Origin of the sequence: Thermobifida halotolerans (assembly GCF_003574835.2) — a bacterium.
Taxonomy (GTDB): domain Bacteria; phylum Actinomycetota; class Actinomycetes; order Streptosporangiales; family Streptosporangiaceae; genus Thermobifida; species Thermobifida halotolerans.
The window spans coordinates 437,826-453,109 of sequence record NZ_CP063196.1 but is presented as its reverse complement, the minus strand read 5'-3'; the positions used below and the strand labels follow the sequence as shown (position 1 = coordinate 453,109).

Annotated in this window: 18 protein-coding genes and 1 pseudogene; 7 read left to right on the top strand and 12 right to left on the bottom strand. The window is 72.3% G+C overall.

Annotated elements, in window-relative coordinates; genetic code table 11:
* Positions 1-75: 75 nt before the first annotated feature.
* From NI17_RS02015 to NI17_RS01985, 7 genes and pseudogenes are all read right to left on the bottom strand, one after another.
* A pseudogene (locus NI17_RS02015) lies at positions 76-567 on the bottom strand (RNA-guided endonuclease InsQ/TnpB family protein); the annotation flags it as partial.
* A gap of 91 nt (positions 568-658) precedes the next feature.
* Complete coding sequence (locus NI17_RS02010; RefSeq protein WP_234402014.1) at positions 659-1,756, bottom strand: ADP-ribosylglycohydrolase family protein; 1,098 nt, start codon at positions 1,754-1,756, stop codon at positions 659-661.
* 103 nt (positions 1,757-1,859) lie between these two features.
* On the bottom strand, positions 1,860-2,828 hold the full coding sequence (locus NI17_RS02005; RefSeq protein ID WP_068692554.1) for an NAD(P)-dependent alcohol dehydrogenase: 969 nt from the start codon (positions 2,826-2,828) through the stop codon (positions 1,860-1,862).
* Positions 2,825-3,064 carry a helix-turn-helix transcriptional regulator gene (locus tag NI17_RS02000; RefSeq protein ID WP_068692553.1) on the bottom strand — a complete coding sequence of 80 codons (240 nt, stop codon included), beginning with the start codon at positions 3,062-3,064 and terminating at the stop codon, positions 2,825-2,827. Before NI17_RS02000 ends, NI17_RS02005 begins: the two co-directional genes overlap by 4 nt.
* On the bottom strand, positions 3,058-3,486 hold the full coding sequence (locus NI17_RS01995; protein ID WP_068692552.1) for a hypothetical protein: 429 nt from the start codon (positions 3,484-3,486) through the stop codon (positions 3,058-3,060). Before NI17_RS01995 ends, NI17_RS02000 begins: the two co-directional genes overlap by 7 nt.
* 122 nt (positions 3,487-3,608) lie before the next feature.
* Positions 3,609-4,463: a hypothetical protein gene (locus tag NI17_RS01990; protein ID WP_068692551.1), complete on the bottom strand. Its 855-nt coding sequence runs from the start codon at positions 4,461-4,463 to the stop codon at positions 3,609-3,611.
* Between the two features lie 382 nt (positions 4,464-4,845).
* Positions 4,846-5,031: a hypothetical protein gene (locus tag NI17_RS01985; RefSeq protein ID WP_068692550.1), complete on the bottom strand. Its 186-nt coding sequence runs from the start codon at positions 5,029-5,031 to the stop codon at positions 4,846-4,848.
* A 25-nt stretch (positions 5,032-5,056) separates the two neighbouring features.
* On the opposite strand from NI17_RS01985, the gene NI17_RS01980 reads away from it, so the two are divergent.
* Positions 5,057-5,581, top strand: a complete 525-nt coding sequence (locus NI17_RS01980) for a CGNR zinc finger domain-containing protein (protein WP_068692549.1) — start codon at positions 5,057-5,059, stop codon at positions 5,579-5,581.
* Between the two features lie 6 nt (positions 5,582-5,587).
* On the opposite strand, the gene kynU is transcribed toward NI17_RS01980, so the two are convergent.
* Entirely contained in the window at positions 5,588-6,826 is a 1,239-nt protein-coding gene (kynU, locus tag NI17_RS01975) for a kynureninase (protein WP_119267645.1), read from the bottom strand.
* Positions 6,827-6,877: 51 nt separating this feature from the next.
* Positions 6,878-7,738, bottom strand: coding sequence for a tryptophan 2,3-dioxygenase (locus NI17_RS01970; RefSeq protein ID WP_068692548.1), 861 nt, complete (start codon positions 7,736-7,738; stop codon positions 6,878-6,880).
* 163 nt (positions 7,739-7,901) lie between these two features.
* Between NI17_RS01970 and NI17_RS01965 the strand changes: the two genes are divergently transcribed.
* Positions 7,902-8,351, top strand: coding sequence for an Lrp/AsnC family transcriptional regulator (locus NI17_RS01965; RefSeq protein ID WP_068692547.1), 450 nt, complete (start codon positions 7,902-7,904; stop codon positions 8,349-8,351).
* Positions 8,352-8,361: 10 nt separating this feature from the next.
* Positions 8,362-8,637, top strand: coding sequence for a DUF4031 domain-containing protein (locus NI17_RS01960; RefSeq protein ID WP_068692546.1), 276 nt, complete (start codon positions 8,362-8,364; stop codon positions 8,635-8,637).
* Here NI17_RS01960 and NI17_RS01955 read toward each other — a convergent pair.
* Positions 8,596-9,255, bottom strand: a complete 660-nt coding sequence (locus tag NI17_RS01955; protein ID WP_068692545.1) for an HD domain-containing protein — start codon at positions 9,253-9,255, stop codon at positions 8,596-8,598. The genes NI17_RS01960 and NI17_RS01955 overlap by 42 nt on opposite strands.
* A gap of 251 nt (positions 9,256-9,506) precedes the next feature.
* Here NI17_RS01955 and NI17_RS01950 point away from each other — a divergent pair, with 251 nt between their 5' ends.
* From NI17_RS01950 to NI17_RS01935, 4 genes are all read left to right on the top strand, one after another.
* A complete protein-coding gene (locus NI17_RS01950; protein ID WP_068692544.1) occupies positions 9,507-10,433 on the top strand; it encodes an ABC transporter ATP-binding protein in 927 nt (308 codons plus the stop codon).
* Positions 10,433-11,221 carry an ABC transporter permease subunit gene (locus NI17_RS01945; RefSeq protein ID WP_084012698.1) on the top strand — a complete coding sequence of 263 codons (789 nt, stop codon included), beginning with the start codon at positions 10,433-10,435 and terminating at the stop codon, positions 11,219-11,221. Before NI17_RS01950 ends, NI17_RS01945 begins: the two co-directional genes overlap by 1 nt.
* A 1,218-nt stretch (positions 11,222-12,439) precedes the next feature.
* Complete coding sequence (locus NI17_RS01940; protein ID WP_147416863.1) at positions 12,440-12,628, top strand: Scr1 family TA system antitoxin-like transcriptional regulator; 189 nt, start codon at positions 12,440-12,442, stop codon at positions 12,626-12,628.
* Positions 12,629-12,755: 127 nt separating this feature from the next.
* Positions 12,756-12,941 carry a DUF397 domain-containing protein gene (locus NI17_RS01935; protein ID WP_068692542.1) on the top strand — a complete coding sequence of 62 codons (186 nt, stop codon included), beginning with the start codon at positions 12,756-12,758 and terminating at the stop codon, positions 12,939-12,941.
* Between the two features lie 99 nt (positions 12,942-13,040).
* On the opposite strand, the gene NI17_RS01930 is transcribed toward NI17_RS01935, so the two are convergent.
* Positions 13,041-13,703, bottom strand: coding sequence for a response regulator (locus NI17_RS01930; protein WP_068692541.1), 663 nt, complete (start codon positions 13,701-13,703; stop codon positions 13,041-13,043).
* Positions 13,704-13,767: 64 nt separating this feature from the next.
* Positions 13,768-15,138: a sensor histidine kinase gene (locus NI17_RS01925; RefSeq protein WP_068692540.1), complete on the bottom strand. Its 1,371-nt coding sequence runs from the start codon at positions 15,136-15,138 to the stop codon at positions 13,768-13,770.
* Positions 15,139-15,284: the final 146 nt, after the last annotated feature.

Sequence of the window (15,284 nt, the reverse complement as noted above, 5' to 3'; positions counted from 1 at the left end):
GGTGTCCTCCCGCCGGGGGCGTCGCGGCGGGAAACGCGGCAGGGTCAGTCCGCCGGTCGACGCGCTCCCCGGCCTTCAGGCCGGGGATTCAGCCCGTGCCGCGCACGCGGCACCTCTGCGGCTTCCTGTTTCACCGGGTCCTGCCCTCCGCTGGGCGGCGGGTCCTACGGTCCCTCCGCAGGCGTTTAACCTCTCCGCCCGTCCGGCGGCGAGGATGTTGTTGGCGGCGTTGACATCCCGGTCGTGGACCGCTCCCCCGCACGCACAGGCCCACGACCGGACGTTCAGCGGCAGGGACTCCTGCACGGCCCCGCACCGCGAGCACAGCTTCGAACTGGGAAACCAGCGGTCGACCTTGGCGAAGGTCCGTCCGTACCGCGCGGACTTGTACTCCAACATCGACACGAACCGCGACCAGCCCGCGTCGTGCACGGACCTGGCCAGCCGAGTGCGCGCCAGACCCCGCACCGACAGGTCCTCCACGTACACCGCTTGGTTCTCGCTGATGATCCGCGTGGAGAGCTTGTGCGCGAAATCCCTGCGCGTGTCGGCCACCCGTGCGTGAGCAAAGAAGCGATTCACCCCCGGCCCAAAAGACCGGGGCACTCTCGCAGGACCACAGGCCGCCGCTGCCGCGACTGACGACCGCTCCCTGAACTCATGGCTGATCTCCGTAGCGTTCCAGCCACTCCCGGGAGGCGGGGCGGGGGTCGGCGGTGAAGGCGGTGACGAGGTCGTCGGCCAGGCGCAGCAGGTCGTCGCGGCCCTCCACCGGGTCGGCCAGCTCTCCGGGCAGCGCGGCCTCGCCGTGCAGGGCGCCCAGGAGGTTGCCGCAGACCGCGCCGGTGGAGTCGCTGTCGCCGGAGTGGGTGACCGCCAGGGCGAGGGCGTCGGTGAACTCCTGCGGCCCGCGGTGGACCAGCGCCGCGTAGACCGCGATGGCCAGCGCCTCCTCGGCGATCCAGCCGCCGCCCAGGGTCTCCACGGTCTCGGCGCGGGGCGGACCGTCGGCGGCGGCCGCGCGCGCCGCGACCAGGGCCTCGGTGGTCTCCTCGTGGTGGGGGCGGGTGCGCAGCGCGGCCAGGACCGCGTCCAGGGCGGCGTCCAGGTCGTCTCCACTCACCAGGCGCCGGACCAGCAGCGCCGTGGCGCCGGAGGCGAGTCGGCCGGTGGGGTGGCCGTGGGTGAGTCCGGCGGCCTGGTCGGCCCAGTCGAAGACGTCGTCGTCGGAGGCGGTGTGCGGCGGCAGCAGCCCGAAGGGGGCGCTGCGCATGACGCCGCCGCAGCCCTTGGAGCCGTTGGTGTTGCCCGCCCCGCGCTCCTGTCGGCCGTCCGCGGCCTCGGACAGGGCGTTCATGCAGGTGGTGCCCGGTGCTCGGCGGGCGTACAGCCAGGCGCGCCCCGCGAGCCATCCGGTGTGGTCGCCGGTGGGGGCGGCGTGGTTCTGGGTGTGGTACCAGCGCAGGTAGGCGTCGTGCACGGCGGGTGCCGGATCGAGTTTTCCGCCGTGGAGCGCCTGCCGGTTCCCGGCGCGGATCAGGCCCTCGACGGTCCACAGGGTCATCTGGGTGTCGTCGGTGACCAGCGCTTCGGGGGCGGCGTGGGAGCGCACGCCGCGGGGGCCGTGCGCGGCGCGGATGGCGTGCAGGGTGTGGAACTCCACGGGCGCGCCGAGCGCGTCGCCGACCGCGCCGCCCAGCAGGCAGCCGCGCACCCGTGCCCGGTACGCCGCGAGCGGTTCGCTGTCCTGTGCCATGTGCGGTCCGTCCTTCTGTTCGGGGGTGGGGGCAGAGGACAGCATGCCACCGACCGGTGACCGCGGGGGCCGATACCGCGGGCCGCCGCCGCTCCGGTTCGCCTCACACGGTGATGACGACCTTGCCGCGCGCGTGGTTCTCGGTCAGGTGGCGGATGGCTTCGGGGACCCGCTCCAGGGGGTAGGTCCGGTCGATGACGGGGGTGAGTTCGCCCGCCTCGGCGTGCTCGGCCAGTGTCCGGAGGTCGTCGTCCTTCTCCGTGGTGAACAGTCCGCGCAGTCTCTGGCGCGTGAACGGCGACAGCAGCGGCGCCAGCAGGGAGCGTTCGAGTCCTCCGGTCAGCCGCCCGCCGCCTTCGCCGCCGACGAGGACGAGGGTCCCGTCGGGGGTGAGGGCGCGCCGCAGGTGGGACAGGCGGCGGTTGCCCGCCGTGTCGAGGATGAGGTCGTAGCGCTCGGGCCGGTCGGCGAAGTCCTCGCGGGTGTAGTCGACCACGCCGTCCGCGCCGATCGAGCGCACCAGGCCGGTCTTGGCCGTGCTGCACACCCCGGTGACCCGCGCGCCGAACGCCCTGGCCAACTGCACCGCGTAGGTTCCGATCCCTCCGGCCGCGCCGATGACCAGGACCCACTGGCCCGCGCGGACCCGGCCCTCGTCGCGCAGCGCCCGCAGTGCGGTGGTCCCGGAGACGGGCAGCGCCGCCGCCTGCTCGAAGGTGAGGTTGGCGGGTTTGGGCGCGGCCCGGTCCTGGCGGAGGGTCGCGTACTCGGCGAAGGAGCCCTCGCAGACGCCGAACACCTCGTCGCCCGGCCGGAACCGGGTGACGTTCCGGCCGACCGCCTCGACGTGTCCCGCGACGTCGCGGCCCCGCACCCGGACCTTCGGCGCGCGCAGTCCGTAGAAGAGGCGGACCGCGTACGGCATGCCGGTCATCAGGTGCCACACGCCCGGGTCGACGGCGGCGGCGCGCACCCGGACGAGCAGTTCGCCGTCGCCGGGTTCGGGGCGGTCGACGTCGTCGAGCCGCAGCACGTCGGGGGGGCCGTAGGTGTCCTGGAGGATCGCTTTCACGGTGTTTCTCCCCTGTCCTCGTCGTCGGGGTACTGGAACACGTCGTCGAGCGGCACCCCGAACACCCGAGCGATCCGGAACGCCATTTCCAGGGAGGGCGAGTAGCGGCCCCGTTCGATGGCGATGACGGTCTGGCGGGTCACGCCGAGGCGCCTCGCCAGCTCCGCCTGGGTCATCTCCCCGTGCGCGAAGCGCAGGGAGCGGATCGTGTTGGTGATCCTGGTCGGTTTCACCATGACTGGAAGCCCCGGCGGTAGGCGGCGATCCTGGCGATCGATCCGAGGACCGCCGACAGCACGAAGGACAGGTAGACCGCGTTGGCGATCCAGAAGTGGTCCAGCTCGACCAGCGCCATGACCAGTGCCGCGATCCCGCCGGCGGCGACGGACCACCGGCCGACGTGCTCGCCGAACCGGTGGATCTCCCGGTCGCGCACGTCCGTGCGGGCGGAGTCCTTCGGCGTGGCGATGTCGGCCGCGATGTGCAGCACGATCGACGCGGCGATCGCGCCGCCGATGCTCCACAGCAGCGCCGCCGCGTAGGGCACCTCGGCGAGCGGGGTGTGGGCCGCCCGCAGGAGGACGACGGTGAGGTAGGCCGCGCACGCGCAGACCGAGACCACGACCATGATCCACGCGCGCTTCTCTTCCAACGCCATGCTCGCTCCCGGGTGAGACGGAGTTGACCCACGACCAATGTAAAAAATCATTGACCCGATGTCAAAGATTGTTTACTCCGTCGGCGCGGTCTCCCCGCCCCGGTGCGGCGCTGCGGGCGCGGCTAGGAGGTCCGGTGGTGGCGGCCGGTGGGGCGGGCGAGGAGGGCGACCCGCCTGGCCACGACGGCTCCGGCGGCGACGACGACGGCGAGGGTGAGACCGGCCGAGAGTGTCGGGACCTCGTTGGAGACGAGGTCGAGGGCGGGCTGGTCGGCCGCGGTGGTCGCGGTGGTCTGCTCCGCGGTGTCCTGCGGCGTGTCGGCGGCCCCGCCGTCGGCGGGGGGCTGCTGCGCGCCGGACTCCGCGTCCTCCTGCTCGGGGGCGGACTCCTGTCCGGCTCCGGCGTCCTCGGCGGGGGCGTCCCCGGCCGCGTCCTCCTGCTCGGGGGCGGACTCCTCCTGGTGCGGCTCCTCGCCGCCCTCCGCCGCCGCGGCCCCGGATCCGGTGTCCTCCTCCCGCTCGGGGACGGGGGAGACCGCGCTGTCGCAGGGCTCGGAGGGGTTCTGGAAGGGGTGGGGGGTGCCCGGGGTCCCGTTGCCGTCCCCCCACTCGGTGATGTAGTACTCGACGTCGATGTGCCCGGCTCCGCCGGTGACCGTGTAGGTGGTGTCGTTCCAGGACTCCCCGGTCAGTTCGGCGAAGGTCCTGCCGTCGATGTCGAGCATCACGTCGCAGCCCTGCGAGGGGTCTCCCGGTCCGCGGTCGCCGATGAAGAACTCGGCGGTCTTTCCCTCGTAGACCACGTAGCCTTTGGTTCCCAGCGGCCAACTGGGCGCCGCGAACAGGCCCTTCTGCATGGGTTCGCCGGAGGCGGGCGCTCCGGTGTCGCCGTTGATTCCGGAACCGTCGTCCCAGAAGTAGGAGGCTTTGACCTCGCCGTGCAGCAGCACGTCGTCGGTTGGCGTGGAAGGCGTCATGAGAGAGGTAAGGGGTCGGCGGCAGGGAAGGGCGGGGGCTCCGGCTGGTGCCCCCGGCGCTCGCGGGGAGCGCGGAAGAGGCGCCGCGACCGGAGGGGTCGGGCGCACGCTGCGCGGCCACCGTCACAGACAGCGGATCTAGGGGGGTCAGCGGGACGCTGGGTGCGTTCCGCACCGCGTGACAGACTCCACCCCGCGAACATCCGCAGACGCGCGAGGGGGGTGATCGGTTTACCCGGTCGGGTCAGACTCGCATCACGAACCGATCACGAGGACTCTAACCGACAGACCACCCCAAAAGGCAACAAAAAGGGTAAAATCACCGAGGGTGACGTTCGGGTGACCACCCCCGGGAGATCCGGGCCGCCCCGCCGGGCGGGTCCTAGTTGAGCCCGCTCCAGAGTCGGCCTCCGACACCGACGACGGCGTCGAAGCGGGTCACGTCCACCCAGCGGCGCCCGCACGGGCAGCGGCGGTAGCGGACGATCCCCTCGGAGGTGTAGTGGGAGGACTCGACCTCCGCGTCGGCTGCTTCGCGGCCGCAGGCCGCACAGGCTCCGGTGTTCATGGCCCCAGCCTGATGTAATGGCCCTATGCAGTTCAACACTTACGGAGGGACGGGAGCCCTCCTTGCCGCCGCGCTGCTCAACGCGCCGGACCACCGCGCCCCGACCCTGAGCGCGGTCCTCACCGAGTACGGCATCACCGACCCGGTCATCGACGACGAGCAGGCGGCCCGGTTCTCCCCGTGGATCGAGCGGCTGCGGCCGGTCTTCGGGGAGGAGGACCCGGAGCGCCAGATCGCGATCGTCAACACGCTGCTCACCGACTCCACGAACGGCGTGCAGGTCTCCACGCACCACGGCCGCGTCCCCGCCCATCTGCACTACGTCATGCAGACGCTGGACACGGTGGACCGGGTCAGGGCCACCACCGCGGGCGGGCTGGCCGTCGCCCTGTGCGGCGCGGGCGGTCACCGACTGGGCCGGTGCGCACGCGCGGGATGCGCACTCGTGTTCGTGGACACCTCTCGCAACGGCCGCCGCAGGTTCTGCTCGGTGACCTGCGCCAACCGGGTCAACGTCGCCGCCCACCGGGCCCGGAGCCGGGCCCGGTGACCCCGCTCAGGTGACCTGCGCGCGCCGGGCGTGGCGGGGGTCGCGCCACTCCCCCGACTCCACGACCTCGACCAGTGCGGTGGCCGCGTCGTGGACGTCCACGTAACGCAGGTACAGCGGGGCGAAGCCGAACCGCAGGATGTCGGGAGCCCGGAAGTCCCCGACGACTCCGCGGGCGATGAGGGCCTGCACCATCGGGTAGCCGTCGGGGTGGCGCAGCGAGACCTGGCTGCCGCGGCGGGCGTGCTCCAGCGGGGTGGCGCACTCCAGCCCGGCCGGAGCGGTCAACTCCAGGAACAGGTCGGTCAGCGCCAGGCTCTTGGCGCGCACCCGCTCCATGTCGACGCGCGCCCACAGGTCCAGGCTCGCCTCCAGCGCGGCCGCGGCGACCAGCGGCTGCGATCCGCTGAGGAACCGGCTCGCCCCCTGCGCGGGCTCGTAGTCGTCGGCGAAGTCGAACGGCCGGGCGTGCCCGTGCCAGCCGCTGAGGGGCTGGCGGGCGCGGTCGTGGTGGCGGCGGGCGACGTAGGTGAAGGCGGGCGCGCCGGGACCGGCGTTGAGGTACTTGTAGGTGCAGCCCACGGCGAAGTCCGCGCCCGCCTGTGACAGCGCGACGGGCAGCGCCCCCACGCTGTGGCACAGATCCCACACGACGAGCGCGCCGTGGGCGTGCGCGAGTTCGGTCACCGCGGCCATGTCGCGCAGCGCGCCGGTGCGGTAGTCCACGTGGCTGAGCAGCACCACGGCGACGTCGCCGGGTTCCAGCGCGGCGGCCAGTCCGCCGCCGTCCACGTCGGCCGGTCGGACGCTCGCCCCGTCGAAAAGCTCCACGACCCCCTGGGTGACGTACAGGTCGGTGGGGAAGTTCCCGGCCTCGCCCACCACCACCCGGCGGTCGGGGTTCAGCCGCAGCGCCGCCACCAGCGTCTTGAACAGGTTCGCCGAGGTGCCGTCGCCGACGACGACCTCGTCGGCCGCGGCGCCGACCAGCGGCGCGAGCATCGCGCCGAGGGTGCGCGGCTTGTCCCACCAGCCGGCGTCGTTCCAACTGGCGATGAGTCGTTGGCCCCACTCGCGCTCGACCAGCTCGGCGACCCGTGCGGGGGTCGCCCGGGGCAGCGCGCCCAGGGAGTTGCCGTCGAGGTAGACGATGCCGTCGGGCAGGACGAACTCGTCGCGGAAGGGGGCCAGCGGGTCGGCGGCGTCCCGCGCGGCGCAGTCGTCGCGGGTGATGGGGGTGGTCAAAGTCGTCGGCTCCTTGCTCGGTGCGGTGTGCGTCGGCTCCGGATCACGGAGTCAGATCTGGGTGCGCAACTGCCAGAGTTCGGGGAAGACGTCCTGCTGGGCGTTCCTGCTCAACCATCGCAGCCCGGCCGATCCCCCGGTCCCCGGCTTGGCCCCCATGGCGCGCTTGACCGCCATCAGGTGGCGGTGCCGCCACCGGGTCACCCGCTCGGCGGTGTCGAGCAGCGCCTCGGCCAGGTCGAGCAGCTCGTTTCCGGGCCGGTCGTCGGCGTAGACCACCGCCCAGACGCGCACCACGTCCGGGTGCGCCTCGACCGCCTCGGTCCAGTCGCGCTCGACCCGTTCGGCGGGCACCGGGAGTCCGCGCCGGTGCAGCAGCCGCAGCACCGCGTCATAGAGGCTCGGCTCGGCCAGCGCGCGCTCCAGCTCCGCGCGCGCCCGGGGGTCGGCGCGGTGCGGGCCGATCATGGCCGCGGACTTGTTGCCGAGCAGGAACTCCAGGTGGCGGTAGGTGTAGGACTGGAATCCCGACGCCTCGCCCAACTGGTCGCGGAACCGGTTGAACCGGGTGGGCGTCATCGTGGCGAGCAGGTCCCACGACTCCACCAGCACGTCCTGGGCTCCGTGGGCGCGGCGCAGCGCGGCCAGCGCGGCGGGCACGTCGTCGGCGTCCACGGCGTCGCGGGCCTGCTCCCACTCGTGCCGGACGAGCGTGAACAGCAGTTCCATCACCTGCGTGGTGATGATGAAGGAGGTCTCGGCGGGCTCGTCGGTGTTGGGCCGCTGCAACGACAGCAGGGTGTCGATGGCGCCGTAGCGGACGTAGGGGGTGGCCCCGTCGAAGGACAGGGTCGGGCGGTCGCCGTTGTGTTCGGCGCGCTCCCGTCGGGAGAGGGCCGCTGACGGGGACACAGTCGCTCACCTCGCTTCGTATCGGGGGTGACCTGCACGGATTCGGACAGGGACCAGAATGCCGCCGCGGGCGCCCCGCTGAGAAGAAGCAACAGAAGCCACCGGCCGCCGTTTCCTTTGGGAACCGAAGGCGTTTTTCCGTTCTGCCTTATGATCGACAACCATGCTGGATGCGGTGGACTGGCGAATCCTCACCGAGCTACAGGAGGACGGCCGACTCTCCTACAACGAACTCTCCCGCCGGGTGGCGCTGTCGCCCCCGGCCGTCGCCGAACGGGTGCGCCGCATGGAGGAGCGCGGGGTGATCACCGGCTACCACGCCCACGTCGACCCCGCCGCCGTGGGTCTTCCGGTGGTCGCCCTGGTCCAGATGGGCTGCTACGGTCCGCTGTGCCTGCTGCGCGACGAGGCGGCCGTCGCGCGCCCGGAGATCCTGCAACTGCACCGGGTGACCGGCGACGCCTGCTGCGTGCTGCTCGTCGGCGTGCCGTCCATGGAGCACTTCGAACGGCTCATCGACGACCTCTCCGAACACGGCCGCCCCTCCTCGACGATGGTGCTGTCCTCCCCCGTCGCCTGGCGCGCGGTCACCCGCCCGCCGACCGACCGGTAGCCTCGGTGCGGTGAGCGTCCTCATCGACCCGCCCGCGTGGCCGGGACCGCGCGGCCTGCTCTGGTCCCACCTGGTCAGCGACTCCTCCTACGCGGAGCTGCACGCGTTCGCCCGCGAACTCGGGCTGCCCGTGCGCGCCTTCGACCGGGACCACTACGACGTGCCCGAGACCCTCTACGGCAGGGCGCTGGCGCTGGGCGCGCTGGCCGTGTCGAGCCGCACGATCGTGGCCCGCCTGCACGCCTCAGGACTGCGACGGCGCAAACCCGGACGCGTCCTCGGCTAGCCGGGCGATCTCGGCCTCCAGGTTGGCGCGGGCCCGCTCCTCCCACCACTCGTGGCCCTCCCGGGTCCGGTACAGGCGGGGCGCGGCCAGCAGCTCCCGCAGCACCGCGGTGCGGCCCCGGGCGAAGTCCGCGTCGGCCACGTGCGCGTACTCCTGGCGCACCGCCCGGGCGTAGGCGGCGTAGTCCTCCGCGTCGGCGGCCAGGATCGCCAGGTCGGCGTCGCACAGCACCTCGGCGTCGACGTCTCCGGGGGCGGGCGCGTGGTCGGCGGTGACGCGCACCAGCCGGGCCACCTCGGCGACGCGGTCCGTGCTCAGTCCGCACGAGGGCAGCAGCAGTTCGGCGAGCTGGGCGCTGTTCTCCTCGTCCGCGCCGGGCTCCCCCCGGTACACCGCGTCGTGGAACCAGGCCGCGTAACGCACCGAGACGATGTCGTGGGCGGTGTCGGCGAGCCGGTCCACCGCGGCCAGCACCGCCCACAGGTGGTCGAGCGTGTGGTAGCGGCGGTGCGGCTCGGCCCACCGGGCGAGCAGTTCGGCGCCCACCGCCGCGGCCTCCCCTCCCTCTCCGGCCAACCGCTTCCACTCCCGCGCCAGCTCGAACAGCCGTCGGGCCATCGGTGTCTCCTCCCCATGCCGCTTGCCCACTCCCCCGGCGGCGCACTGGAGATACCCCGCGCACGCGAATCTATCCGGCGGCCGGAGCCCGGAAGCGGACACACGCCCGGAGTTGTCCTAAGTCGCCCCCGCCCCCCTGCGCATCCCTGCCGAAAGTCAGTCCCCCCGCCCGCCGGTCGCCGGATGCGGCGCCCGGCGGGCGCTCCGTAGCGTCGTGGCCACACGAAGAAGACGACGACGGAGGAGAGCACGTGATCGGTCTGCGCGGACTGACCAAACGCTACGGCGCCAAAACCGCCGTGGACGACCTGACCCTGGACATCCTTCCGGGCAGGGTCACCGGGTTCCTCGGCCCCAACGGGGCGGGCAAGAGCACCACGATGCGGATGATCCTCGGCCTGGACCGTCCCACCAGCGGCCGCGCGCTCGTCAACGGCCGCCCCTACACCACCCTGCGGCACCCGCTGCGCGAGGTCGGCGCGCTGCTGGACGCCAAGGCGGCCCACCCCCGGCTCACCGCCCGCACCCACCTCACGGCGGTCGCGCGCAGCAACGGAATCCCGGTCTCCCGGGTGGACGAGGTACTGGAGACCGTGGGCCTGGCCGAGGTGGCGCACCGCCGCACGGGCTCGTTCTCCCTCGGTATGGGGCAGCGCCTGGGCATCGCCGGGGCGCTGCTGGGCGACCCGGCCGTCCTGATGTTCGACGAGCCGGTCAACGGCCTCGACCCCGACGGGGTGCGCTGGGTCCGGCGGCTGATGCGCTCACTGGCCGCCGAGGGGCGCACCGTCTTCGTCTCCAGCCACCTGATGAGTGAGATGCAGGAGACCGCCGACCAACTGGTGGTGCTCGGTCGGGGGCGGCTGATCGCCGACGCCCCCGTCGAGGAGGTCATCGCGGGCAGTTCGGGCAACGCGGTGCGGGTGCGCAGCCCGCAGGCGTCCCGGCTGGGCGGGCGGCTGGCCGCGGAGGGCGCCCGGGTCGAGCAGGCCGCCGACGACGAACTGCTCGTCACCGGCCTGACCATCGAGCACATCGGTGCCCTGGCCCACCGTGAGCAGGCGGTGCTGCACGAACTGAGCCCCCGGTCGGTCTCCCTGGAGGAGGCCTACATGGAGCTGACCGCCTCCAGTGTCGAGTACGCCGCCGTCGCGGCCGAGCGGAAGGAACGGATCTGATGACGAGCACGACGATGACACGATCGACCACGACCGTGAGGGGCGGCGGGGGCTTCGGCGGCGCCCTGGCGGCCGAGTGGACCAAGCTGTGGGGACTGCGGTCGACCTGGGTGTGCCTGGCGGTGGCGGTGCTGCTGGCGGCGGCCACCTGTGTGATGGCCGCCTACTCCATCGACGTCAACGGCGAGAGCGGAACCGCCACCGCGAACGGGCTGACCCCGATAGCCCTGATACTGCCGCAGTTCGCGGTGGTGGCGCTGGCGTCGCTGATCGTCACCGGGGAGTACGCCACCGGAGCGATCCGCACCACGCTGACCGCCGTGCCGCGCCGGGGGACCATGCTGGCCGCCAAGGCCGTGGTGGGGGCGGCCGTGTCGTTCGTGGCGGGCGTCCTGATCGGGCTGGTCTCCCTGGGAGTCGTGGCGGTCTACTTCGGCGACGTGCTGGAGGTGACCGGCGCCGACCTGGGGTACGGCCTGGTGGGAGCAGGTCTGTACCTGGTGCTGCTCACCCTGTTCGTCCTGGGCCTGGGCGCGGCGCTGCGCAGCACCGCCGGAACGGTGACGGCCGCGATCGGCCTGCTGGTGGGGGTGCCCATGATCACGCAGATCATCGGCAACGAGACGCTGCTGCGGCTCGGCGAGTACACGCCCAGCGCGCTCAGCGGCCCGATGGTGTCCGGTATGGACACCCCGCACACCCCGGAGGTCGCGACGCTGACCATGCTCGCCTGGGCGGCGGCGGGCCTGGCCCTCGGCTACGCGGCACTGCGCGGCCGCGACGCCTGAGGGCTCGGACGCTCACCGCGCTGTTTCCCCGGTTCCGGAACCGGGGAAACAGCACTCCAGCGCCAGCCCACCCCCTTCGGCGGGCCTCTCCTGCAACGCTCCTCGCCCACCCCCACGGGGCCGGTGCCACAAGACCCCCTCGGAGCTGAGGAGGGCTGGAACCCCACCCCTCGGAGCCGGGGAAGCTGGGATCTCCCCCACGGGCCTGGGGGCGCAGCACCCTCGGGAGTCGAGGACACAAGGGCATTCCCGAGGACGGTCCGGCGTGGCCCGTCCCGGGTCGGCGCAGGAGTGGGGCGCCGCCGGGGCGCCTCCACCAACGGAAAAGCCAGCCGGGGCGCCGCCCCACTCCTGCGCCTTCACAGGGGGATTCGTTGAAAGCGCACCGGCCACCACCGGGACTCCCGGGCTCCTGTTCAGCGGGGCGGGGGCCAGACGGGGTGGTGTCGGGTTCCTCGGCGGAGGCGAGGGCGTCGGCGACGGCCCGGGCGGGGGCGTGCAGGACGACGGTACTGCCCGGAACACCAGGGAAGGAGGTGAAGGCGACGGTCACCGAAACACCGCCTTTCCGGAACACAGCACATAGGGCCAGGCACGGGATGTTCGCCGCATTTCAGGCAGGGGATGGGCAGCAGTCTTGCTCATCAAGTCCTTGACCTGCCTATCCCATCGAGGTTTGAGTGTCGGGTTCGCGGTGGATACGCTCCGCCGCCACTCCCGGTGAGGCCGAGGCATTCCACAGAACCCCCAGAAACGGGACACCACCGGCTGCCAGTGACCGGACACGGCCCCACCCACCCGCACCCTCGACAACGGCCCCGCACCCACCGCAGAACCGAACACCCACACCTCAGTCAGGTAGGGGGGCCAGGTCCTGATCCGGTGCGGCTATACCGGTCAGGGCCGCTTGTTTGAGGGCACACCGACAACCTGACCTATTGACTCCTGAAGCCACCAAAGTTGGTATGCCCTTAATGGAGACCGTGACACTATCCCTCTTGGTAGCGCCATCTATCACCACCTCCTGCGCTGATTTTCCATCAAAGCCGGTCGGACTTAATAGGAACTGGTAGAAATTGATTTATGCCGGTAGACCGCAGTAGCGCTGCACGTAAGTCCGGCGCCGAAGTCTGACGAAAGCGCACCCAAGCCGGGCTTTCACGAACACAGCTCGCCGCGATGGTCCCGCTGTCCCAGTCCACGGTCAGCAACAAGGCCATGACCGAAGAGGAACCGAACGGGCTGGCCACAACCCGCATCGATCGGCAGGCTGTCTTCACCTCCGATCTGCCTCCCCGGTACGTGGCAGTCATCGACGAAGGCGTGTTCCACCGTCCCACTGGCGGCAGACAGGTCATGGCGGCCCAGATAGATCACCTGCTTGCCATTGGTTGGAGACCCGTGTGACAGGTGGCCCCGTCGAAGACCCTGACGCCCTGTCCGTCCACACGAGTCTCTTCGCGGACCTCCTCGGGGTCGCGCTTCCTGCCGAGGGGTCACGGCGACTGCTGGAGAACCCCAAAGGAGGACTGAAGTGATCAGAACCAGGGGGTGGCGAAAGTCGTCCTATTCGGTTGGTGAGTCCAACTGCGTCGAGGTCGCCGAGACTCCCCGTGCTGTCCTGGTGCGGGACACCCGGCACCGCGACCTCGGGCACCTCGGTTTCTCCCCCGCCGAGTGGGCCGCCTTCCCCTCGAACCTCAAAAACGACCTGCTGTAGTCCCCTCCACAGTGACCCCAGGGGCACACTCGCGCGTCGAATGTGCCCCTGGGTACAAGATCACGGTCAGGAATCCTCCCCCCGGTCGCCCGCACGCGGTCACGCCCGCTCTCCGGTCACCAGGCCCGCCTCGTGGGCCACGATCGCGGCCTGGACCCGGTTGCGGGCGCCCAGGCGGGTCAGGATGGTGCTGACGTAGCTCTTGACGGTGCCCTCGGTGAGGTGGAGGCGGCGGGCGATCTCGGCGTTGGACAGCCCCGCGCCGACCAGCGACAGGACCTCGCGCTCCCGGTCGGTGAGGGGCTCGATGCGGCGGCGCGCCTCGGTGGTGCGCGTCATCCGGTCGCCGCTGAGCTCGGTGATGACCCGCTGGGCGACCCGCGGGGACAGGAACGCGGCGCCTTCGGCGAGCGCGCGCACCCCCGCGATCAGCTCGTGGGGGTCGCCCGACTTGAGCAGGAACCCGGCCGCGCCGTCGCGCAGGGCCCGCGCGATGTAGGCGTCCTCGCCGAAGGTGGTGAGGACGGCCACCGCCGTCCGCGGGACGACCCGGTGGATCTCGGCGACCGCGGCCAGGCCGTCCATGCGGGGCATGCGGATGTCCAGCAGTGCCACGTCGGGCCGGTGCGACCGGGTCAACGCGACGGCCTCGTGCCCGTCGGCGGCCTCGGCGACCACCTCGATCTGCGGGTCCGTGCCCAGGATGGCGCGCACCCCCGCACGGATCATCGTCTCGTCGTCGGCCAACAGCACACGGATCACCGGGACTCCCCTCCACCGGGGCGGCCTGGCCGAGGTCGGCCCCCCGGGTGGGTCGCCGACCGCATCAGGCGACCGCCATGACAAGCAGCACGAACAGAGCCGTTCCCGTCACGGACAGCGCGACGAGCACGAGCAGTCCCCGGCGGGTGCGGATCCGGGCCCGATGGTAGTCGCGCCGGGTGCGGCTGGGCTCCTCCCCCTCCCGCCCGGCCGGGGAGTGCCGCTCCGTTCCGAGCACCCTCCTCGGCCCCGCGGGCAGCCACGCCTCGACCCGCCAGCCGCCCGCGTGTCCGGTCCCCGCCCGCAGCACCCCGCCGACCAGTCGGACGCGCTCGTGCAGCCCGATCAGCCCGCGCCGCCCGCCGCCGACCCCCGGGGCGGGGCCGCCGCGTGGTTCGGGGTTGGCCACCAGCACGAACGTGAACTCCGGGGTGTGCTCCAGCAGCACGGTGACCGGCGCCTCGGGCGCGTACTTGGCGGCGTTGGTCAACGCCTCCTGGACGATCCGGTGCACGGCGCGGTCCGCCATGGGCGACAGCCGCGCGGGGTCGCCCCGGCGGATCAGCCTCACCTCCAGTCCCGAGGCGCGGGCACGGTCGACCAGCGCCGCCGCGTCCTCATCGGCGGGCTCCAGGGCGACCGACTCGGTGTCCTCCCGCAGCACCCCGACGATCTCGCGGAGCCGTTCGGTGGCCGCCGCGGCGTTCTCGCGGAGTTCGCGCGCGGAGCAGCGGACCGCCCCGTCCACGCCCGAGGCGACCTCCAGCGCGCCCGCGCGCAGCGCGATCAGGCTCAGCTCGTGTCCGAGGGAGTCGTGCATGTCCTGGGCGATGCGGGACCTCTCCCGCAGCCGCGCCTGCTCGGCGATGATGCGCTGCTCCCGCTCCAGACGTTCGGCCAGCTCCCATCCGGCCATGGCCAACTCCACGCGCTGCCGCCGGTACATGCCCACCACCCACGGAAGCGCGGTGCCGAAGGCGAGGGTCACCGCCCCGCTGATCCAGTGCTCCGGGGCGGCCGACGTGGTCAGCGCGATCCGTGCCGTGCCCACCGCCGCGACCACGCCGAACAGCGCCAGCGCCGGACGCGGGTCGTCCATCCGGCGGCCCGCCAGGTAGGCGACGGCCATCAGCAGCAGCGAGAAGGAGTCCTGCCACAGCAGGGTGAGGAACGCGCCGACGAGCGCGGCCAGCGGCCAGGGGCGGGCCAGCAGCACGACACCGACCACGACGGCCAGCATCGCCGCCAGTTCGGCGGCGAGCCACGGGGGGCGGGGGCCGGCCGTCCACAGGGAGGACGTTCCCAGGACGATCAGTGGCGCCAGCACCATGATCAGCAGTGCGTCGGTGATCTTCACGCTCCGGGCGGAGCGGTCGGGGACCGGGCGCACCACCGCGCGGAGCAGGCGGCGCAGCGCCGCAGCCGAGAACCTCATGGAGCAGACGCTAGTCCGGCGTGTCCCCACCAGAACACCGCCGAAAGTCAGATGCCGCACCCGGCGAAAATCGGGCATTGTCGGGGCAAAGACAGCACAACCGGCCGTTCTTGCACGTCACCGCGCCCCGAGTCTCTGCGATGTTT

Coding starts and splice junctions, on each gene's coding strand:
- NI17_RS02010 (WP_234402014.1), bottom strand. CDS start 1,756: ATGGCACAGGACAGCGAACCGCTCGCGGCGTACCGGGCACGGGTGCGC.
- NI17_RS02000 (WP_068692553.1), bottom strand. CDS start 3,064: ATGGTGAAACCGACCAGGATCACCAACACGATCCGCTCCCTGCGCTTC.
- NI17_RS01995 (WP_068692552.1), bottom strand. CDS start 3,486: ATGGCGTTGGAAGAGAAGCGCGCGTGGATCATGGTCGTGGTCTCGGTC.
- NI17_RS01990 (WP_068692551.1), bottom strand. CDS start 4,463: ATGACGCCTTCCACGCCAACCGACGACGTGCTGCTGCACGGCGAGGTC.
- NI17_RS01985 (WP_068692550.1), bottom strand. CDS start 5,031: ATGAACACCGGAGCCTGTGCGGCCTGCGGCCGCGAAGCAGCCGACGCG.
- NI17_RS01980 (WP_068692549.1), top strand. CDS start 5,057: ATGCAGTTCAACACTTACGGAGGGACGGGAGCCCTCCTTGCCGCCGCG.
- NI17_RS01965 (WP_068692547.1), top strand. CDS start 7,902: ATGCTGGATGCGGTGGACTGGCGAATCCTCACCGAGCTACAGGAGGAC.
- NI17_RS01955 (WP_068692545.1), bottom strand. CDS start 9,255: ATGGCCCGACGGCTGTTCGAGCTGGCGCGGGAGTGGAAGCGGTTGGCC.
- NI17_RS01945 (WP_084012698.1), top strand. CDS start 10,433: ATGACGAGCACGACGATGACACGATCGACCACGACCGTGAGGGGCGGC.
- NI17_RS01940 (WP_147416863.1), top strand. CDS start 12,440: ATGACCGAAGAGGAACCGAACGGGCTGGCCACAACCCGCATCGATCGG.
- NI17_RS01925 (WP_068692540.1), bottom strand. CDS start 15,138: ATGAGGTTCTCGGCTGCGGCGCTGCGCCGCCTGCTCCGCGCGGTGGTG.